This window comes from Gilliamella sp. Fer1-1 (genome assembly GCF_001690825.1).
GTDB lineage: Bacteria > Pseudomonadota > Gammaproteobacteria > Enterobacterales > Orbaceae > Gilliamella > Gilliamella apicola_C.
The window spans coordinates 13,622-34,438 of the sequence record NZ_LZGX01000088.1; the positions used below are offsets into that span (position 1 = coordinate 13,622).

Here is a 20,817-nt window from a genome sequence, read left to right on the forward strand (position 1 = left end):
TTTTATTTGTGTTTTTGCCAATGTCGAGCCAAAAAATGAGAGCGCCCTGATAGTTGATAATATTGGTTATAGCGTTGCGGTTGTTTAGTGTAATAATTTTGGTGGTAGTCTTCAGCTACATAAAAACTCACAGCAGGCTCAATGGCAACACCAATTGGTTTATCAAATTTCCCGCTGGCTTGTAATGCTTGTTTAGAGGCCAGCGCTTGTTTATGTTGATATTCATTATGATAAAAAATTACAGGACGATAAGAATCGCCCCGATCGGCAAATTGTCCCTGAGAATCAGTGGGATCAATTTGTTGCCAAAAAATTTCTAGCAATTTTTTATAGCTGATAACTTTCGGATCAAACGTAATTTGCACGGCTTCAGTATGCCCTGTTGTGCCTGAACAGACTTGTTGATAGGTTGGATTAATTACATGCCCACCTGTATAACCCGATACAACATTGATCACGCCCTCATACTTATCAAAGGGTTTTACCATACACCAAAAACAACCACCAGCAAATGTTGCTTGTTCATATTGTTGCATAAAAACCTCCACATTTTGATAATGTTAAATTAAATACGCGCACCGCTGTAGTCAATAACATAATTTTTGGGTAATTAACGCCCTAAATTACTTGAAACAGCCCAAAAAAACACCATGTCATTACCCTACTATTTCAGTTATAGGAGGCTACTTTTATGGCAAGTGGATGGGCATCTGACGATGCTGTTAACCAACAAATCGAAGGTACTATTGCCGATGCTATAGAAAACGCAAGGCGACAACTCAATTACGGTACAATTAGCGCTCACTTTTGCATTGAGTGTGGCGACCCTATCGCTGAAGCCAGAAAAATAGCATTACCCGGCGTACAATATTGTTTGACTTGCCAACAAGAAATCGACAAGCGAATTGCTAAAGCATCAAGTTTATATAATCGCCGAGGCAGTAAAGATAGTCAACTGCGCTAATCACAACAAAAGCCAAAATAAATCAGCAAGAAAGGGTGGATTGCGCCACCCTAAAATACAAGTAATGTTTATTTTTTACCTTCACGAACTGCATCATAAGGATAAATAATTAACTTATTATCAAACCACTCAGCACAAAAAATATCTTCTATTTTTTCATATCCTTGCCTTGAAATTTCACGTTTAACCCAATCTTCATCTTTTTTGAGTTGCTCAAGATTATCATGACTAATACCGCCATTTTCAATAATAAGCAGGGCAATATCTTTATCACCTTGTTTGATAATGGTTAAAGAACCGTTTAACTCGTACCAAACTTCTTTTAACTCATCAAACGAAGCTATGCCTTGTATATTAACTAAGGTTTCAAAATCTCTTACTGGCAAATTAGCTTTAACAAAATTATCTGTGATTAAATGACCATTTTTAACTAATTGAATAGGCTCACCATCTATAGCATCTCGTAGACGTGAATTTTTAGATTTGATAAATCGGATCAAAACAAGCAAGCCAGCCCAAATAGCAACTAACCCCGCTGCCTCCCATGGTGATACCGTTGGGCTCAGCAACGCTCCCCCAACGAGCGCACCAATAACCATACTACCGACCTGATCAAGCTGTGACATTGGTGCAATTTGACTTTTACCTGATAACTTGACGTAAATAAGTAAAATAACTAGTGCTAACAAAAATTTTGGTGCCATTTCTAATAAATACATTTCCTTTCTCCCAGCTAACATAATATGTTGAACTACAATTCCAAATACAGAATTGAACAAAACTTCCAAATTGGAACAGGTAACAATTTATATAAAAATCGGTGTAACTTTTGTGTAATTGACAATCAACTCACATTTATTTTATGAGCAAAAACCAAAATAAGACATGATCATTAAGATAAGTAACTATTATTGTACTCTAAAATTTAAATAATTTATAAGATTATTGCTTTGATTGTGATAACTTATTTCTATTATGCAATATTAGTTAAAAATTACAACAATGAAAAACAATAATGATTGTGGTGATAAAATACCATTAATGATGACATAAAACCAACTCGAAATTGCTTTAGATTATTACTCAATACACTAAAGCAACAACGACTATCGTATTACCTTCCTTTAGAATCTTAACCGTTAAATTAACTGCAATATTAACTGTAAATCTTTGCATCCATTTGCAAGCAGGTTTGAGAAAAAACAATTATATTATTTCCAATAAAAATAATATTAGTCGCGTTTTTATTGGAAATTTATCTATAATTTTTTATTACGAAAGAGCGCAAACCAATAGATTGGCCACTTGCTTTTTCCGATAAGATTATTGACAATGTACGCAATGATAACTAATGCGATAGAGCCTGATAACACGGGAAACAGCAAAAAGCTAAAATCATAATTAATTTGATTTGCTGTTAACAATATAACTAGCGGATTAGCGCCTGCTGGTGGATGCACGCATCGCAAAAACTGCATAGCAGCAATAGCACATCCCACAGAGAAAGCGATAACGAATACTGAATCACCAAGCAACTTTAAAAACAGCAACCCAATAAACGCTGAGATAAGATGCCCAAAGATCACATTTCTAGGCTGCGCCAAAGGAGATTGAGAAACTGCAAATAAAATTACACAAGAAGCGCCAAACGGAGCCATTATAAAATAGCTACCAGAGTATATTGTCAAATATACTAATGTTAAAATTGCCAAAAAGCCGCCTAACACCCCCTGTGTTAAGTCCAGTAATTTGGGTCTACTTGGTAGTTTTTCGCCATCGAAAAAAAAGAATTTCATTCGCTATTGTCCTGTTTGGTTATAATAATGATTAAATAAAACTGTACCGATCTGTACAAAATTAATAGTAGTACAGATCAGTACACCTTGCAATTTATTTCAGGTAATTTATTTTGAAAAAAACATACAAACGAATAATGGAAACGGCTGAAGCGCTGTTTTATCGAAGTGGTTTTGCTAATGCTGGCGTCGATGAGATAAGAGATAAATCAGGATGCTCTAAAACAACCTTATACAATAATTTTGGCAGTAAAGATAAATTGATACTTGAAGTATTAAAGCAAAGAGATTTGAGGTTTAAAGCAAAACTTAACGAAGCTATCTTCAACCTTAATGGAACAGAAGCTATTATGAAGATTTTTGAATGGCATGAAAAGTGGTATTGCGAAGAAAACTTTAACGGCTGCTTGTTTATCCGTGCAATGGAAGAAATACCAGAAGATTCATCATGCATATCTGATATTGTGGTAGAGCATAAAGAATTTATTCGAAATCTTATTTTTTATAAGCTTGAAAATTACCCCAATAAGGCATCTTTAACAAATAAACTAATGGTAATACTTGAAGGGCTTGCCAATATTAGTGTGGTATACAAAAATAAGCCAAACCTGCATCAACAAATTCTACAAGACACGCTTAACCTCGTGCTAGAATTACTAAATAACGCCTTAGTATTTAAGAAAGATTAATTAAAAATAATGCATTATTAAGTATCTAGAAAAAGTAATGAATTTGTATTGATTATAATTAGGAATTTTATCCAAACTTTCAGGTAGGTCGTGTTTCAATATAAATTCGTTTTTTGCTTTTATAGAAGCGCTTTTGTGTTTTTTTACTCATTAAAGCGCTTGATCATCACCAACGTTAATCTTACTGAGCCACCTTGCATGAGCTATCTTTTTGGGCAATTAGCCTTAATTAGCCCCATAGTTTTAGCTATCGCTTAGGGATTAAGTGCTCAAGGGTTAAGAATAAGCACAATAATATAATGATCACTACGGGCACTCAAATGCGAAAGAACGTAATCACTTCATATTTAAGCACCTATTTGGGCAAACAGGTAATGATTACCTGTTATCATCCGTATCATGTTTTTTGATAAAAATTTCTACACAACTCGCTGAAAATGTGAATTTAAAACAGTAAGCATGAGTTATTATATATTTTAATAAATTCTACATGTTAATTTTAGGTAAATAAAAATGATTCAAGAAATATTGACTAATATAAGAAATGGCCCAACTATTTTAACGTTACCTGAAATAATAAATTTGATGAATTCTCTTCAACTACTAAAAACTGAAGAAATATTAAAAAATGATGAGGATTTTTTACAATTGCTAGATTTATTAGTCGAATCTTATTGTGATTCGGCAATATTTGAAGTTAATGCTGATAATAAAGCCTATTTAAATCAATTTAGTCGTTGGTTAATTAAATTAGGAAAAAGGCATCCATTTGGGAAAAACCAAGATAACTTAAGCTCATATTCAAATATATTTTTAAAAGAAATGTCGAATACCTTAATCTAATGAAAAAAGCTTATATAAATTTATTGTGCGATAGTTGTAAAAAATATTTAGAAATCGATATCATTTAATGGTTGTAGGATCTCCTCTGGTTGTTTACACATTTTTGTTAAAATAAAATTCAAGCATCTCATAAGGTGTAGCACCATTTAAGCCTTTATGTAGTTTAAATGTATTGTAAAAGTTAATAAAATGACAAAATTTGGCTTGTTGGCAATTACATCGACCAATACTTCTTGTTCATACCAAATTTCCATTAATAAACTTATCACTCGCTCAGCTTTACCATTAGTTTGAGGATGGGCAATTTTAGTTAACTTTTAATTGATTTTATTGTCTTGGCAAAACTTAACAAAATCATGCCCAATAGTTCCTTTGTATTCGGCGCCGTTACCTGAGCAAATATCGTTAATAGTATAAGATATTTGTGCTAACACATCATACTGTAAAAAGTTGACTGAGCCGAATTTAGACGATCTGTTATCGTTTTCTCAAATTTAACCTGCCTTTTAAGCCCATATTTTGTTATTTTATAACGTTCACTTGAACCTAATTGTATTTAAAAAGCTTGTGACAGTAGAGTTTTAATGCTTTATAAATAGTGGGACAACTGGCATTAAATATCAATGCTAAGTTAGTGACTGTGATTTTTGTTTTATTGTATAAACGCTAAATCGTTTCTCAATAACAAACAATTAATATTTTTTTTATACATATTTATTACAATAATTTTTCTTAATACTGTAAATAATGCGAGTGAATTATACATCAAGTATTGCTTAACAAACTAATAAATATATAATTACCAGACTCAAAAATTACCAATAATTAATACAGTTACAATAGTGATAAAAAAAGAAACCTTATTTTTACATGGAATGTGCCTTTGTCTTTCCATTCTGCTTGTTTATTTGTTAGGACTTCCGCAACGTTTTGATCGTATATTTCTAACATATTTTTCTCTGATCTTTTTAGCTAGACTTACTTTTTTTCGCGTTTTTTTTTGCATTTGGTTTGTGATAGCTGCTCTTTATCTACCTGTAGGATTTTATTATGGCCCGCCGAATGTTGCCGTAATTAGCTCTATCGCAGAAACAGACTTTGATGAAATATCAGAATTTTGTTCACAACTACCTATTTATTTTTATTTTATTCCTACAATCTTGATACTATTTTTTATTTTCTTATTTAAAAAATTTCCGTTTCCAAAAGTAAATAATCGCTATTTGATTATTTTCATATTAGGGCTATGCTTCCATAAACCAATAAAAGTAACTATTAAATATCATCCCGATACTTTCAATTCAACAATTTACTCTATTTTTAGCAATACTAAATATCCTATTTTAGAATTTTGTATTGCATTCTATGAAAGCGGAAAACTATATTTAACAGAGAAACAGCAGCAAATTAAACAGATTGAACAAACCAATAGCATTCCAATTATATCGGTTAATCCAAAGCATAAAACCTATATTATTATTATTGGCGAAAGCGTTCGAAAGGACTATATGAGTGCTTATGGATTTAAATATGACAATACACCATTTGCTCGAAATCATGCCAGCATTATTTGGGATGGACTTATTGCACCAGCGCCAAATACTCAATCATCCATTCCGCATATAATTAGTCAATCTGTTTTTCCAAATGGCAAAGAAGTTCATGCACAATTAAATAATAATATTGTTAGTATTGCTAATGATGCAAAATTTGAAACTTATTGGCTATCAAATCAAGGAAAATTAGGAAAAATTGAGATTACAGTACCAAGAATTGCCTCGTATGCTCAGCATGCTTTTTATACTAAAAAAGGCGAGTATAATGGCAAATCATCAAGAGGGAAATATGACACATTATTATTACCAGAATTAAATAATATTTTACTAAAAGAAGGAAATAAACCAAAACTTATTATTATGCATCTTATAGGTTCGCATCCTCACTTTTGTAAACGATTAGAATTTGATGTACAGTTTAATCTTAATAATAAAAATCTTTCTTGTTATGCAAGTAGTATCAAAGAAACAGATGACCTTATTGCTCAAACTATTGGTATGTTAAAAAAACATAATCAAGATTATTCTGTTGTTTACTTTGCAGATCATGGGCTTGCTCATACCGACCAATATAATGACTTAAGACACAATGCCGAATATAAAGATAGCTATCGAATTCCTTTTATCTTTTTTGATTCAGATAACAAACCTCAACAAAAAATTAATAAACAAATCTCTGGATTACAACTTGTTTATTTATTAAGCCACTGGTTAGGAATTAAATTAGATGTACGACATGATTATATGCTAAATGAATTAACAGACATACCAGAACAAACGCAAATACAAATAAAAGACTGGAAAACCAATAAACTATTTCAGTTTGATCAATTAAAAGAAGACCCAAATCCTTTTAATTGATACTAGTTTTGAATACGCCATCAACAAATCTAAATGATGGCGTTTTTTAGTGCATTACTGAGAGTGCTAATTGTTACCTATTTCAGCAAACTTTTTGCTTGTGTAAGTACGTTTTCAACAGTAAAGCCAAATTCTTTAAACAGTTGATCAGCCGGTCCTGATTCACCAAAAGTTGTCATGCCAATAACTTTGCCATTTAACCCAACGTATTTATACCAAAAATCACTAATACCCGCTTCAATAGCAAGACGAGCTGTCACTGATGATGGCAGTACTGACTCTTTATAAGCACTATCTTGTTTATCAAATGCGTCAGTTGATGGCATTGATACCACACGTACTCTCTTTCCTGCTTGGGTCAGTTGTTGATACGCTTCAACAGCAAGCTCTACTTCCGAACCAGTAGCAATAATAATCAATTCTGGTACGCCCGTGCAATCATTTAGGATATAACCACCACGATAAACATTAGCTAGTTGTTCAGCTGTACGCTCTTGCTGTTTTAGGTTTTGTCTTGAAAAGATTAATGCTGTCGGTCCTTCTTTGCGCTCAATACCATATTGCCATGCAATCGCTGACTCTACTTGGTCACACGGGCGCCATGTGCTAACATTTGGCGTAACACGTAAGCTAGCCATTTGTTCAACAGGTTGATGCGTTGGTCCGTCTTCACCCAAACCAATTGAATCATGAGTATAAACAAATAATGACCGAATTTTCATTAGCGCAGCCATGCGAATCGCATTACGTGCATATTCCATAAACATTAAGAAAGTCGCACCATATGGAATAAACCCGCCATGCAATGCAATACCATTCATGATAGCGGACATACCAAACTCGCGCACACCATAATGGATATAATTACCACTAGGATTAGCTAAAATTTCTTTTGATCCTGACCACATAGTTAAGTTACTTGGCGCTAAATCAGCTGAACCACCTAAAAACTCAGGTAAAGCAGGTGCAAAGGCTTCAATGGCATTTTGCGACGCTTTACGCGTTGCAATCGTTGCAGGGTTAGCTTGTAATTTATTCACCACATCGTTAGCAATTTGTAACCAATTTTCAGGCAAATCACCATTAACACGGCGTGTAAATTCTTTGGCTAATTCAGGATAAGCTTTTGCATACGCATCAAAACGGGCATTCCATTCATCTTCACACTGCTTACCTTTATCTTTAGCATCCCAAGCATCATAATAAGCTTTAGGAATTTCAAAAGCAGGGAAATCCCAGCCAAGTGCTTTACGTGTTGCTTCAATTTCGGCATCACCTAATGGCGCACCATGGCTTTCATGACGACCCGCTTTATTTGGCGAACCAAATCCGATAACGGTTTTACACATTAATAATGACGGTTTATCAGTTACTGCTTGCGCTTGCTCAATGGCTTGTTTTAGCGCTTTGGCATCATGACCATCTATACCACTAATCACATGCCAACCATAAGCCTCAAAACGTTTAGCTGTATCATCAGTAAACCAGCCTTCAACTTCTCCATCAATTGAAATGCCATTATCATCGTAAAATGCAATGAGTTTTCCTAATTTAAGAGTACCAGCCAACGAACATACTTCATGCGAGATACCTTCCATCATACAACCATCGCCCATAAACACATAAGTATGGTGATCAACAATAGTGTGATCGGGCTTATTAAATTGCGCAGCTAAGGTTCTTTCGGCAATAGCCATACCAACGGCATTAGCAATACCTTGCCCTAGTGGACCTGTGGTCGTTTCAACGCCTGGCACATAACCATATTCAGGGTGACCTGCTGTTTTTGAATGCAACTGACGAAAATTTTTAAGATCATCAATTGTCACCGCATAACCTGTTAGATGCAATAAACTGTAGATCAACATAGACGCATGACCATTTGATAAAACAAAACGATCGCGATCAGCCCATTTTGGATTAGTTGGATTATGCTTTAAAAAACCACGCCAAAGGACTTCAGCCATATCCGCCATACCCATAGGTGCTCCAGGATGGCCTGATTTTGCTTTTTGCACGCCATCCATGCTTAATGCCCTTATCGCATTCGCCAGTTCGCGGTGAGATAGTGAGGTTGCATTCATGTTGTAATCTCCAAAAAAATTTTTGAGTTAAAAATTGTTAATACATGCAAGGTAAAATTACTTGCGAAATCGTTAGTCAAATTAACAAAACAAAATAGTGGTAAAGATGGGGAGTTAACTCCCCTAGTGCTCAAAATGATTATAATAATGCTCCAATCATATCTTCTAATTTGCCTTGGTCTATGGCAAAAGCACGGATTCCTTCGGCTAGCTTTTCAACTGCCATAGCATCGCTATTATGTTGCCATCTAAATTCGGCTTCAGTCATTGGCTCTGGTCGAGCAACTACAGGTTGATTTGGATTAAGTTTTTGAACAACAGTGGCATTTGATTGTTGCATTTCAGCAAGTAAGTTAGGTGCAATAGTCAATCTATCACAACCAGCTAACGCTAAAATCTGATCGACTTTACGGAAGCTCGCACCCATTACAATGGTTTTATAACCATGCTGTTTATAGTAATTAAAGATATTACGAACAGAAATAACGCCTGGATCTTCATCCGCATTGTAAGGATCAATAGTTTTTTTAGCTTGATACCAATCATAAATACGCCCAACAAAAGGCGAAATTAAAAAGACATTTACTTCAGCACAAGCTCGTGCCTGTGCAAATGAAAACAATAAAGTTAGATTACAGTTGATGCCTTCTTTTTCGAGCACTTCAGCCGCTTTAATACCTTCCCACGTTGATGCAATTTTAATTAAAATGCGCGACTTATCAATGCCCTTTTCTTTATAAAGCGCAATGATTTTACGAGCTTTTTCAATACACGCTTGTTTATCAAAAGACAAACGAGCATCGACTTCGGTCGAAATGCGTCCTGGCACTGATTTTAAAATTTCAGCACCGATGTTGACTGCCACTTGATCGCAAGCATTAATCAATTGCTGTTCTTTGCTACCACCTAATTTTTTAGCTGTTTCAATCGCAGAATCAATCAAATACCGATATTGAGGAAGCTGTGCCGCCTTTAAAACAAGAGAGGGGTTAGTTGTTGCATCTTCAGGCGAAAATTGTTTAATCGAATCGATATCACCTGTATCGGCTACAACTACTGTTAGTTTTTTAAATTCATCTAATTGATTCATATTTTTTATCCTCATACAGCGCTTTACTATAATGGAAGTATAATAACATTTATTCGATAATAAAACGACTTTGTCATCGGACGATGATTTCATTATATTGTTGGCAAAAACAAACAGCTCAAACTGTAAATAAGACGTTATTATCAAGCTTTACCAAGATAAATTCACTTATTTTTATTAGTTATATTTGCTATTTTTACCGTACAAATAATTTCAATTATGAGAACTAAATCACAAAATCAAATCTCTATTAATTTGTATTAATCTACCAATAAAAATAAAAACTAATGAATACTAAAATAGTCAGACAAATCTAACAAATGCATTTGATTACCCCCAAGTATATTCAATATGATTTGTTAAATTACAACTTGAGCAAGAATGGCATTTATCTGCTTGACAAGGAAGTAATTGATTTTGCACGATTAATTTAATCATTCCTTTTTTTATCCAAAACCGTAACATCTGCTCGGTGGCACTTTCAGGTAAACGAAAGTGCCTTGCAATATCTTGCAATGATGCACGGCCTTTTAATTGCACATAATCACGAATTGACGTCATTAACATAACATTAATATGATTTACAGGGAGAGCCCTGCAAATCGCTCCTCTATTATTATTTTTACAAATTAACCAGCCATTTATTTAATGACAATACAATAATTTTCAACGATTTCATAAACTGAGTTCAACTTATTGATTTAAAGTTGAATATCGCCCTAAAAAACGCATAAACAGCAAAGCCACAACAATAAAGATACAGCATCCTAAGAGCCACCAAGTAGCTACAGCCGAATGTCCAAGCAAAGTACATTGGTAATAAATTGTTGCTGCTAGCCACGCAATAGTAAAAGTCCAAATTGCCACAAATATCATCCATTTTGAGCCAGCCTCACGATATACAGCCCCTAACGCTGCGGCACAAGGCGTATAAAGTAAAATAAAGATCAAATAGCTCATAGCGGCAGAAGGCGAACCAAAAGCCATTTTAATTTGTGAAACCGTCGCCGAATCTACCTCTAAATCAACTTTTAACGAATCAATATCTTGCGAAACAGCAGTGAGCCCTAATGGATCTAAGACCGCATCAGACAAGGTCTGCAAATTTTGGGGAATGGTAGCTAATGCTTTTAAAACGCCTTGTGACAAACTGAATGGCTCAGCTTGTTCGTTATTATCATTCATAGAATAAAGTGAATTTAATGTTGCAATTACCGATTCCTTAGCGAAAATACCAGTAAAAATACCCACTGTTGCAGGCCAATTATTGTTGGTAATGCCCATTGGTGCAAATACTGGAGTGATCTCTTGACTAATCACTGAAAGCATAGTGTCTTGTGAGCTTTCAGCCCTAAACGATCCATTGCTTCCCCACGAATTAAGTAAGCTTAGTACCGTTACCATTAATACAATAGCTTTACCTGCTCTAAATATAAATGACTTTAACCGTTGCCACGTCAAACTAAATAAGCTACTTAAAGTCGGAATACGATAGACAGGCATTTCCATAATAAACGGCGTTAATGAACCTTTTAATAGCGTAAATTTAAGCACAAACCCTGTTAGCATAGCCACAGCAATGCCGATCAAATATAAAGTAAACACCACTATCGAAGCATTCTTAGGGAAAAATATCACAGCAAACAACGCATACACAGGCAATCTTGCCCCACACGACATAAAAGGGATCATACAAATCGACATAATACGATCACGAGTGCTCTCTAGCGTTCGTGTACCCATAATAGCTGGCACCCCACAACCAAAACCAACTAGCATTGGCACAAATGCCTTACCTGGTAAACCAATAGATCGCATCAATCGGTCAATGACCATTGCTGCTCTGGCTAAATAGCCTGAATCCTCCAAAAAAGATAAACAAAAAAACATGGCACCAATAACAGGAATAAACGTCGAAACAGTTTGAACACCTCGACCAATGCCATTAGCTAAAATCGCGATAAGCCAATTTGGTGCATTTATAGCATGAAGTAATTCAGTTGTGCCATCAACAAAAACAGTACCACACAGTACATCAAAAAAATCAATAAATACTGCCCCAAAATTAATCGCCACCATAAACATGGCATACATAGCCAACAAAAAGAAGGGAATGCCAGTAATGCGTCCTAAGGTAATATTATCAAGTATTTCAGAAAACCGATGACTAAGCTCACGTGGTTTCTCAATCACCTTTTTACAAATTGCATCAATCGTATCATAACGAGCGCTAGCCAGTGCCACATCAATTTCATTATCGCACCATTGTGCAAGTTTTAAACGACAATCCACTAACATTTTTTTCTCACATCGCGACAAGTTATAACGCGAATCATCCAATAATACATCCATCAATTGCCAGCGATTAAATTGGCGTATAATGCTATCTTCGGGTAGATCGCAAACATAACGATTAATAACAGTTTGCTGCTCTTCACCAAGTAGATCAACCGACGGCTGAGCAATTTGTGGATTTTTCGACATGGTTTCAATTTGTTGATAAAAGTGCGATAAACCTTGTTTTTTTGTAGAAGATATCGCAACAACAGGACAACCAAGTAATGTAGACAACATATCAACATTAATCTGTTCGCCAATAGCTTTAATAGCATCCATCATATTTAACACAACAATTATGGGGACTTGTAAATCAATTAATTGACACGTTAAATAAAGGCTACGTTGCAAATTTGTTGCATCAATAATATTAATAATAACACTGTCACTTTCAGATAATACAAATTGACGAGCAATAAGTTCATCTTGCGAAACACTGAGTGGATCAGGCTCTATCGAATATGTGCCAGGCAAATCGATAATCTCATATTGCCTATGATGATAAGTAAAAATACCCGTTTTACGTTCCACTGTTACGCCAGGCCAATTTCCTACTCGCTGTTTAGAGCCTGTTAATAAGTTGAACAACGTAGTCTTACCGCAGTTAGGATTACCAATGAGTGCTATCTTCACGCAGCGACCTCCATTACTTCAATAGCTTTCGCTTCATTACGACGTAAACAAAGCAAAAAACCACGCATTTTGATCTCGATCGGATCACCAAGTGGCGCAACACGCACAACCAAAACCTTACAACCCGGTGTAATACCCATTGCAAGTAACTTTCGACGAAAGGGTAACGATTCGGGCAATAATCTAGAAATAACCGCCTCGTGCCCTAAAGGTAGTTGGTTAAGGGTAAAAGATGACATTATTTTTCCTAAAAAAGATGACAGTATTAATAAAAAAGTAATAGCATTAAATTAACAACACGTATTTTAAAGAAAGGAAAAGTTATTTTTAGTATAAAAATGCGAATCACTCGCAACAATGACAAATAAAACGCGAAAAAACAACCAAACAGTTCAAATAATAAAAACATATGGCATCTAATAATCAAAAATCAATCCAAGAAGTTAAGCTTTTATTTAGACAATAAATTAATTACCACTAAAAACAATAAATACTATCTGGTTAGCAATTTTTAATTGGGAAACTCGTGGTAAACCTACATCAATCTAAGACAAAATTGTAAAATGAACGAACTATTCTAAAGAACGAGCATCGCCACATAATTAAAATACGCACAAAGCTCTACTGTTAGAGTAATATTAACTATTTCTTTATCTTCAACATTAATGCTAGCGTTATTTTGTAATTAAAAATGTAACGCTATCAAAACTCGATAAATCACAATGTAAAAACTTTTAGGTGGATGCGCGTTTGAGTATAAAATTTGCTAATTACAAACCTAGAGCGCCAACACTATTCAACGCTGAATAAATAGCAATAATTATCTTCGAGTGTTGTAAAATATCAGCTTACTGCTTTATTAAATTTTTAAAATAAATCATTAAGATATTATTTTTATATAAAATAAACACCTATACGGCGTTAAGCTATAAATTTTGGGAGGTGCGAGCCCCCGCAATTTTCTAAACTGCCTACTCGGCGTTAAACACTAGGTTGGAATCGTATATTTATATTAGCATTTTCTAAACCGCCTACACGGCGTTAAACTTTCATTAGCTCATCGCGTTAGTTTAACGTCTTTTCTAAACCGCCTACTCGGCGTTAAACGGTTATGTTGGCGTGCGGTGGGTACTCCGCATTTTCTAAACCGCCTACTCGGCGTTAAACCGGCGCAACTGCACGAATGGCAGGAGGTGTACTTTCTAAACCGCCTACACGGCGTTAAACGTATAAAGGGCGGGCTGTATGTGTTGCTGAAATTTCTAAACCGCCTACACGGCGTTAAACAATGCCTGATACGTCATTTTTTCGTTTCCGGCGTTTCTAAACCGCCTACACGGCGTTAAACATCATTAATTCCTGATGACACGATTTTACTCGTTTCTAAACCGCCTACTCGGCGTTAAACAGTTACCTCTATTTAGTGGGCGCGTGTCCCCGTTTCTAAACCGCCTACTCGGCGTTAAACGCAATTGTTTACCTCGTGCAGGTTTTGTCAGATTTCTAAACCGCCTACTCGGCGTTAAACAAAAACTCGATTAAATGAAGAACTTGAATTTTTTTCTAAACCGCCTACTCGGCGTTAAACACGGTGCATCAGCCTGCAGGCCAGCTTCGTAATTTCTAAACCGCCTACTCGGCGTTAAACCAGTATGATCTGCATCAATTAAACGACCAATATTTCTAAACCGCCTACTCGGCGTTAAACGCCAAAAACAATTGTAAATGGAATTCTGACAGATTTCTAAACCGCCTACTCGGCGTTAAACTAGAAACAAACATACTATAAACTTTGTTTGCCAAAAGGCAAATAGGATTTTTGTCTCCAAAAACCCTTTTTTGCAGAAAATCACTAACACAATGTTTTTATTTGTTTTATTTTACAGCTCAAAAAAAGGGTTATAAAGCTTTAGATGATTTGATAAGGCGTAAATTTTACTGTACAACAAAATTGACTTAATTGATTTATAGTGAGCATCAAAGTTTATTGCGGATATCAATGTAAAGCTGTGTCTGTTTGGCGGGTTTTGACCCCAGCAGGAATCGAACCTGCAACTAGCCCTTAGGAGGGGCTCGTTATATCCATTTAACTATGAGGTCATAGGAGGCTTATTCTAATAAATTTGCAAAGATAATGCCATTTAAATAACGAAAAATTTTTTATTTTTTTTATTCTAAGTAATCATGATACAATTGAACTATATTTAACATTTAACCTCATTAAATTTAATTAAAGATACTATGAAAAAACGAATAGTTGGTATGATGTTTTCTGTGATGGCGCTTACCAGTTGTGCCACTTATCAACCTGAAACAAATTCCTATAGTGACCCATTATCTGGCTTTAACAAAACCATGTTTAATGTTAACTACTATGCGCTTGATCCTTATGTCTTACGTCCAGCTGCAGTTGCTTGGAAGGATTACGTTCCATCACCTGTTCGTACAGGTGTAGTTAACTTTTCATCTAATCTTTCCGAACCTGCTTCAATGGCAAACAACTTATTACAAGGCGATGTTCACAAAGCCGGAACACATTTAGCACGCTTTTTCTTAAATACGGTTTTCGGTTTTGCTGGTTTGGTGGATGTTGCAAGTATGTCAGATCCACAATTGCAAAAAGGTGGAAAACGAACTTTTGGCGATGTTTTAGGTCATTACGATGTGCCTTATGGCCCTTATGTTGTATTACCATTTTATGGTTCCGCAACGTTAAGAAACGAAGGTGGTAGCGTGGTTGATACTCTTTATCCTCCACTTGTTTGGTTAGATTGGCAATGGGCGTTAGTACGTGGTGTATTTGACGGTATTGAAGCTCGTGCAGTTGCGATTGAATATGAAGATTTAATTAAAAATAGCGATGACCCTTATAACTTTATGCGCAATGCTTACTTTCAACGTCATGACTTTGTAGCCTCTGGTGGTAAAGTAGACGAAAATAAACAGCAACAACGCGAAGAATCTATTAATGATTTTATTAACGATATTGATTCTCAATAATTTTTATTAAATTATACTAAAGGCTGTCAATTATTGGCGGCCTTTGGTTTTAGGATTTATTTCAACATGAGTTTCATTTCTGGCAAATAATGCCAAAATCGACTTGGCATTTGTTGCCTTTGTAATTTTGGGTTGATTCGTTCTTTGATAGTTAACGCATTACAATAACGTAACCACATGGTTTGAAATAATGCTTCATCCCTAGCTAGATAATTTTTATTCACTTGGCTGTTAATAATCAAATCATCTTTATCAGTCAGCGAAACGGGTTCAATGCTATGTAAATTATAAATATAACCATATTCGCGCTTTTCATCATAAATAGCCCACTTTTGATCAGCAAAACGATCTTTAAAAAACTTTAGTACCAACGGCAATACGTTATATATAGGAGCAATGATTGAAAAATAGATTTTATCTTCTTTATCATTAAACACATCTTTAACAGGATTATTTATAGCACTAAAACGTACAAATTGGATCACACGATGCCGTTCTCGGCTAACTTTTTTAGCGATATCATGTACCGCCAGCACATCTTGATCGGCAAAATCGGTTTCGATTGATTGAGATGATTTAAATACCTTGCAAATATAGCGAAAAACGATTAAATCACTTTCGGGCAGTTCAGATAACCAAACATACATTAAATGGCGTAGAGCAACTTTACTAAGTTTGTTAATTAATGCCTTTCGAACACGCTCATATTTGGCATTATCAAATTCGACATGATGTGTGTCAGATACTAATAGTGGCTCTACCTGCTCTGTAGCTAACAAACATTCAGGCATTTTTTTGAGCTTAAAAGCCTCAAATACCGCACATAATAATCCTTCAAAGCTTTTATCGTAAGAGAATGCTAACATGCTCTACCATCCCATGACTAGTTGATGTGGAATATTATCTTGCTTTGCCTCTAACAAAGGGGGATCTTGCAAAGAGAGTCGGATATACTCGGCCGATGAATCAAGCACCTTAAATTTCCTCATTTCATGACAAACAATAAAAAATTGCGCACGCTTTAAAACAACGCCAATGCGCTTAAGCGCATCAAAAGTAAGCTTTCGATGACGCCTTGCCATCACAATCAACTTGGCCGATTTAACACCAATACCTGGCACCCGCAAAATTTTTTGGTAGCTATCACGGTTAACATCAACTGGAAAGCATTGTGGGTTGCGGATGGCCCAAGATAGCTTAGGATCGACAGTCAAATCAAGATCGGGGTATTGATCGTTAACAATTTCATCAACATTAAAATTATAAAAACGCAGTAACCAGTCCGCTTGATATAAACGGTTTTCACGCACTCTTGGCACCTCTTGCACTACAGGTAAACGTTTATCGTAACCATTTACAGGAATAAATCCCGAATAGTAAACCCGCTTCATACTAGGTCGTTTGTAAAGTTTGGCCGTTAATTGTAATATCTGTTTATCTGATTCATCTGTTGCACCAATAATAACTTGTGTACTTTGACCGGCGGGTACAAATTTGGGTGTGGCACGAAATTTTTTGCGATCTTCAATATTTTCTAATAGATTTTGATGAATTTGACGCATAGGCTGATAGATGCTTTGGTGATCTTTATCAGGTGCTAATAATTTAAGATTTTCTTCGGTTGGAATTTCCAAATTAACACTCATCCTATCAACTAATATGCCAGCTTGATTAATTAGCTCGTTACTTGCACCAGGGATCGCCTTCATATGAATATAACCATTAAAATCGTGCTCATGGCGCAAAATTTTTACCACTCTAATCATTTTTTCCATGGTATGATCGGGACTTCTAACTATGCCCGAACTAATAAATAAACCCTCAATATAATTACGACGATAAAACTCAATGGTGAGGTTAGCCAATTCACGCGGAGTAAAACCAGCTCTAGGAATATCGTTACTTTGTCGGTTAATGCAATAAGCGCAATCAAACATGCAATAATTAGTTAGCATAATTTTAAGTAAAGAAACACATCGCCCATCAGCGGTAAATGAATGGCAAATACCAGATTTATATGCATTACCTATGCCTTTATTTTTATTATTTCTTGATGCACCACTCGACGAGCAAGAAATATCATATTTTGCCGATTCAGCTAAAATTTCCAGTTTGGTTATTATTTTTTCAGTCATATTGAACTTAACACTTACCTGTTTATTTATACAGTGTATCGTAACCATAGTAGGTTTTGCAAGTATATATTGCTGACAAAAACCGTCATCACTCACTATTTTAATCATTTTTTTAAGCAGTAAATTTATTGTAATTGCTTTACCTATATAAATAATTAAGGCGATATTAGGATACAGAAATAAAAAACACGGCAAAGTATTGTTCAGCTTACAACTGTACGCTATAATCAACGCACTTTTTTGTATGAAGCCAGATATAACTTAGGAGCTAAATAGTAAATGAAACGTGTTGTTATTACAGGGTTAGGAATTCTTTCAAGTATTGGGAATAATACTAAAGAAGTTTTAGAATCACTAAAAATTGGCCGTAGCGGTATTACCTTTTCTCAAGAAATGAAAGATAGCGGTATGCGTAGCCATGTATGCGGAAATGTCAAACTAGATACTACAGGATTGATTGATCGCAAAGTTGTTCGTTTTATGAATGATGCTTCTATTTATGGTTATCTTGCTTTGCAACAAGCTATTGAAGATGCAAAATTAACCCCTGAACAAGTTTCTAACCCTCGTACTGGTCTAATTGCGGGCTATGGTGGTTCAACTAAGACACAATACAATGTCGTTGCTGGCATGAAAGAAAAAGGATTACGAGGAGTTGGTCCTTATGCAGTAACCAAATCAATGTCATCAGCAATTTCGGCTTGTTTAGCAACCCCATTTAAAATTAAAGGTGTTAGCTATTCAATGACATCAGCTTGTGCAACATCGGTTCACTGTATTGGTCATGCAGCGGAGCTCATTCAACTTGGCAAACAGGATATTGTTTTTGCTGGCGGTGGTGAAGAGCTTTGCTGGGAAATGTCTTGCGAATTTGACGCTATGGGCGCTTTATCAACCAAATATAACGACAATCCAGAAAAGGCATCACGTGCTTACGATAAAAACCGTGATGGTTTTGTTATTGCTGGCGGTGCGGGTATGGTTGTTGTTGAAGAGCTAGAACATGCTCTTGCGCGTGGAGCTCATATTTACGGTGAACTTGTTGGCTATGGTGCAACATCAGATGGTCATGACATGGTGGCACCATCAGGCGAAGGTGCAATGCGCTGTATGCAACTAGCTATTCAAGACTTAGATGTACCTGTTGATTATATCAATACTCATGGTACATCAACCCCAGTTGGAGATGTCAAAGAATTGTGGGCAATCAAACAAGTTTTTGGTGATAACATTCCAGCGATTTCATCAACCAAATCAATGACAGGCCACTCATTAAGTGCCACTGGCGCACAAGAGCTTATCTATTCATTATTAATGTTAGAGCATGGCTTTATTACTCCAAGTATCAACATTGATGAACTTGATGAAGCGGCTATTGGTATGAATATTATTACCGAACCAACTGAACGTGAACTCACAACAGTCATGTCAAATAGTTTTGGTTTTGGCGGCACTAATGCCTCAATTGTAATGAAAAAATACAAAGCTTAATAAGCATTAAGTTAGTATCAATCAATAAAAAACCGTTTATTTAAGAACGGTTTTTTATTGATAACGTTATATTAGATAACTCCATAAACTCACCTTAATTTATGATATTATGCTTGATATTAAAGAGCAATTTTAACTGAAATTAATAATGCCAATAAATTAAGGTTTTGGATGAAAATCCTCAATTTCATCACGCCAACGATTATAGTTCCAACTTACAATTTTGGCTGTTATCTCTGTCAGGTAACCTTGCGCTGCTTGTTTTTGTGCTGGGGTGAGGATCTGTTCTAAATGATTTTGAATTTGCTCGTTATATTCCCAAACTGGGGGGAGTTGCTCAGAATCCCACGCTAAATTGTTACCTTGTTCCTCGATTTTTTGTTTAGCATAATCACTTAATAGCGACCATGCATAGGCTTTAACAATATCATGCTCACGACCTAATCCATATAAATAGGCTTCGGTAACCCGTAATATACCAATAATCGAGCTATGCTCCGCCATTAACTGCGCATAATCAATCGACAGTTTTAAATCTTCTGATTTTAAGGATTTTCGGTATTCAGTTAATTTATTCAGTTGCTTATATTGCTGATTTTTATAGTGACGTCCTTGTTGAAATAACATTTGGGCTATCAATTTTTCGTAGCAATGATAGCCACCTTCAATGGCATCATTGAGATATTCAATACTTTTTTCTAATTGTTCATCTTTGCATAGTCTCGCTATTCCTCTTTCATCAAATCCACAAGGAGCATAATAACTACTCTTACGATAAGCAAAATAGGGATATTTTAAATCGGCAAACTTATCCCATAAATAACCTCTCATTTTAATACTTCTAAACACTTTAGGTTCAACTAGTGGGTTACCGGCATTATCCACTAACTGATCGCGATATTTACGCATAAACTCGGTAAATGACATCATTCCTTCTTCTTTTTCATCATCATTGTATAGCTCTTGAAAAGTAAGAAAGTCATAATAATAAGGCATTGCATTTTTATCCCATTGCCAAGCATGTTTAATAAATTTTACTAAGCTATCAGGATCAACTACTCCATGGAATACTTGATCGTCGAATGCATGCCTATATAGCTGTTCAGCTTCGTCTATGCGTAATAATTGATTTTCGGGAATAGTTGAAGGATAAATTGTATAGTCCATAGGTATAGTTTCCGATTCAACATAATTTTTACTTTGCGCAGAAAAACAAAAATAGAATAGACATATACTAATAACCATTAATGTACTGATAAATATCAGCATCAATTTTACTGCTTTGCGAGGATGATTCATTAAATATACTCCAAATTATTTCGATTAAAGACACTCACA

The 20,817-nt window shown here is 35.3% G+C and carries 17 protein-coding genes, 1 tRNA gene and 1 CRISPR repeat array; of the genes, 6 read left to right on the forward strand and 12 right to left on the reverse strand.

Annotation, left to right across the window (positions count from 1 at the left end):
- Positions 1–2: 2 nt before the first annotated feature.
- Positions 3–536 (reverse strand): peptide-methionine (S)-S-oxide reductase MsrA, encoded by a 534-nt coding sequence (gene msrA / locus A9G28_RS09895; protein WP_065580566.1) that lies wholly within the window; start codon positions 534–536, stop codon positions 3–5.
- Positions 537–691: 155 nt separating this feature from the next.
- On the opposite strand from msrA, the gene A9G28_RS09900 reads away from it, so the two are divergent.
- Entirely contained in the window at positions 692–964 is a 273-nt protein-coding gene (locus A9G28_RS09900; RefSeq protein WP_065580567.1) for a DksA/TraR family C4-type zinc finger protein, read from the forward strand.
- A gap of 68 nt (positions 965–1,032) precedes the next feature.
- Here the strand turns inward: A9G28_RS09900 and A9G28_RS09905 are convergent, their stop codons facing one another.
- Positions 1,033–1,683: a DUF421 domain-containing protein gene (locus A9G28_RS09905; RefSeq protein WP_065567590.1), complete on the reverse strand. Its 651-nt coding sequence runs from the start codon at positions 1,681–1,683 to the stop codon at positions 1,033–1,035.
- Positions 1,684–2,223: 540 nt separating this feature from the next.
- Complete coding sequence (locus A9G28_RS09910) at positions 2,224–2,760, reverse strand: HPP family protein (RefSeq protein ID WP_065580568.1); 537 nt, start codon at positions 2,758–2,760, stop codon at positions 2,224–2,226.
- A 113-nt stretch (positions 2,761–2,873) separates the two neighbouring features.
- On the opposite strand from A9G28_RS09910, the gene A9G28_RS09915 reads away from it, so the two are divergent.
- The 3 genes from A9G28_RS09915 to A9G28_RS09925 all read left to right on the forward strand — a co-directional run bounded on the left by A9G28_RS09915 (position 2,874) and on the right by A9G28_RS09925 (position 6,709).
- Positions 2,874–3,449, forward strand: a complete 576-nt coding sequence (locus A9G28_RS09915; RefSeq protein ID WP_065580569.1) for a TetR/AcrR family transcriptional regulator — start codon at positions 2,874–2,876, stop codon at positions 3,447–3,449.
- A gap of 513 nt (positions 3,450–3,962) precedes the next feature.
- On the forward strand, positions 3,963–4,292 hold the full coding sequence (locus A9G28_RS09920) for a hypothetical protein (RefSeq protein ID WP_065580570.1): 330 nt from the start codon (positions 3,963–3,965) through the stop codon (positions 4,290–4,292).
- 1,013 nt (positions 4,293–5,305) lie between these two features.
- Positions 5,306–6,709, forward strand: coding sequence for a phosphoethanolamine transferase (locus tag A9G28_RS09925; RefSeq protein ID WP_176702144.1), 1,404 nt, complete (start codon positions 5,306–5,308; stop codon positions 6,707–6,709).
- Between the two features lie 77 nt (positions 6,710–6,786).
- Here the strand turns inward: A9G28_RS09925 and tkt are convergent, their stop codons facing one another.
- From tkt to A9G28_RS09955, 6 genes are all read right to left on the reverse strand, one after another.
- A complete protein-coding gene (tkt, locus tag A9G28_RS09930; RefSeq protein ID WP_065580572.1) occupies positions 6,787–8,793 on the reverse strand; it encodes a transketolase in 2,007 nt (668 codons plus the stop codon).
- Between the two features lie 139 nt (positions 8,794–8,932).
- Complete coding sequence (gene tal, locus A9G28_RS09935) at positions 8,933–9,883, reverse strand: transaldolase (protein ID WP_065580573.1); 951 nt, start codon at positions 9,881–9,883, stop codon at positions 8,933–8,935.
- Positions 9,884–10,213: 330 nt separating this feature from the next.
- A complete protein-coding gene (locus A9G28_RS09940; RefSeq protein ID WP_065580574.1) occupies positions 10,214–10,444 on the reverse strand; it encodes a FeoC-like transcriptional regulator in 231 nt (76 codons plus the stop codon).
- 132 nt (positions 10,445–10,576) lie between these two features.
- On the reverse strand, positions 10,577–12,853 hold the full coding sequence (gene feoB / locus A9G28_RS09945) for a Fe(2+) transporter permease subunit FeoB (protein ID WP_065580575.1): 2,277 nt from the start codon (positions 12,851–12,853) through the stop codon (positions 10,577–10,579).
- On the reverse strand, positions 12,850–13,092 hold the full coding sequence (locus tag A9G28_RS09950; RefSeq protein WP_081297763.1) for a FeoA family protein: 243 nt from the start codon (positions 13,090–13,092) through the stop codon (positions 12,850–12,852). The genes feoB and A9G28_RS09950 overlap by 4 nt, the downstream gene beginning before the upstream one ends.
- A 720-nt stretch (positions 13,093–13,812) precedes the next feature.
- Positions 13,813–14,622: direct repeats of the CRISPR family, unit length 28 nt; unit sequence TTTCTAAACCGCCTACTCGGCGTTAAAC.
- Positions 14,623–14,881: 259 nt separating this feature from the next.
- A tRNA-Arg gene (locus A9G28_RS09955) sits at positions 14,882–14,953 on the reverse strand.
- Positions 14,954–15,094: 141 nt separating this feature from the next.
- Here A9G28_RS09955 and A9G28_RS09960 point away from each other — a divergent pair.
- On the forward strand, positions 15,095–15,853 hold the full coding sequence (locus A9G28_RS09960) for an MlaA family lipoprotein (RefSeq protein WP_065566299.1): 759 nt from the start codon (positions 15,095–15,097) through the stop codon (positions 15,851–15,853).
- A gap of 56 nt (positions 15,854–15,909) precedes the next feature.
- On the opposite strand, the gene A9G28_RS09965 is transcribed toward A9G28_RS09960, so the two are convergent.
- Together A9G28_RS09965 and A9G28_RS09970 are read right to left on the reverse strand one after the other, a co-directional pair.
- Positions 15,910–16,719 carry a TIGR03915 family putative DNA repair protein gene (locus A9G28_RS09965; RefSeq protein WP_065580576.1) on the reverse strand — a complete coding sequence of 270 codons (810 nt, stop codon included), beginning with the start codon at positions 16,717–16,719 and terminating at the stop codon, positions 15,910–15,912.
- A gap of 3 nt (positions 16,720–16,722) precedes the next feature.
- Complete coding sequence (locus A9G28_RS09970) at positions 16,723–17,988, reverse strand: putative DNA modification/repair radical SAM protein (protein ID WP_065580580.1); 1,266 nt, start codon at positions 17,986–17,988, stop codon at positions 16,723–16,725.
- Between the two features lie 279 nt (positions 17,989–18,267).
- Here A9G28_RS09970 and fabB point away from each other — a divergent pair, with 279 nt between their 5' ends.
- Positions 18,268–19,479 (forward strand): beta-ketoacyl-ACP synthase I, encoded by a 1,212-nt coding sequence (fabB, locus tag A9G28_RS09975; protein WP_065580577.1) that lies wholly within the window; start codon positions 18,268–18,270, stop codon positions 19,477–19,479.
- 159 nt (positions 19,480–19,638) lie between these two features.
- Here fabB and A9G28_RS09980 read toward each other — a convergent pair whose 3' ends face one another.
- Positions 19,639–20,778, reverse strand: a complete 1,140-nt coding sequence (locus tag A9G28_RS09980) for a hypothetical protein (RefSeq protein ID WP_065580578.1) — start codon at positions 20,776–20,778, stop codon at positions 19,639–19,641.
- Positions 20,779–20,817 lie beyond the last annotated feature (39 nt).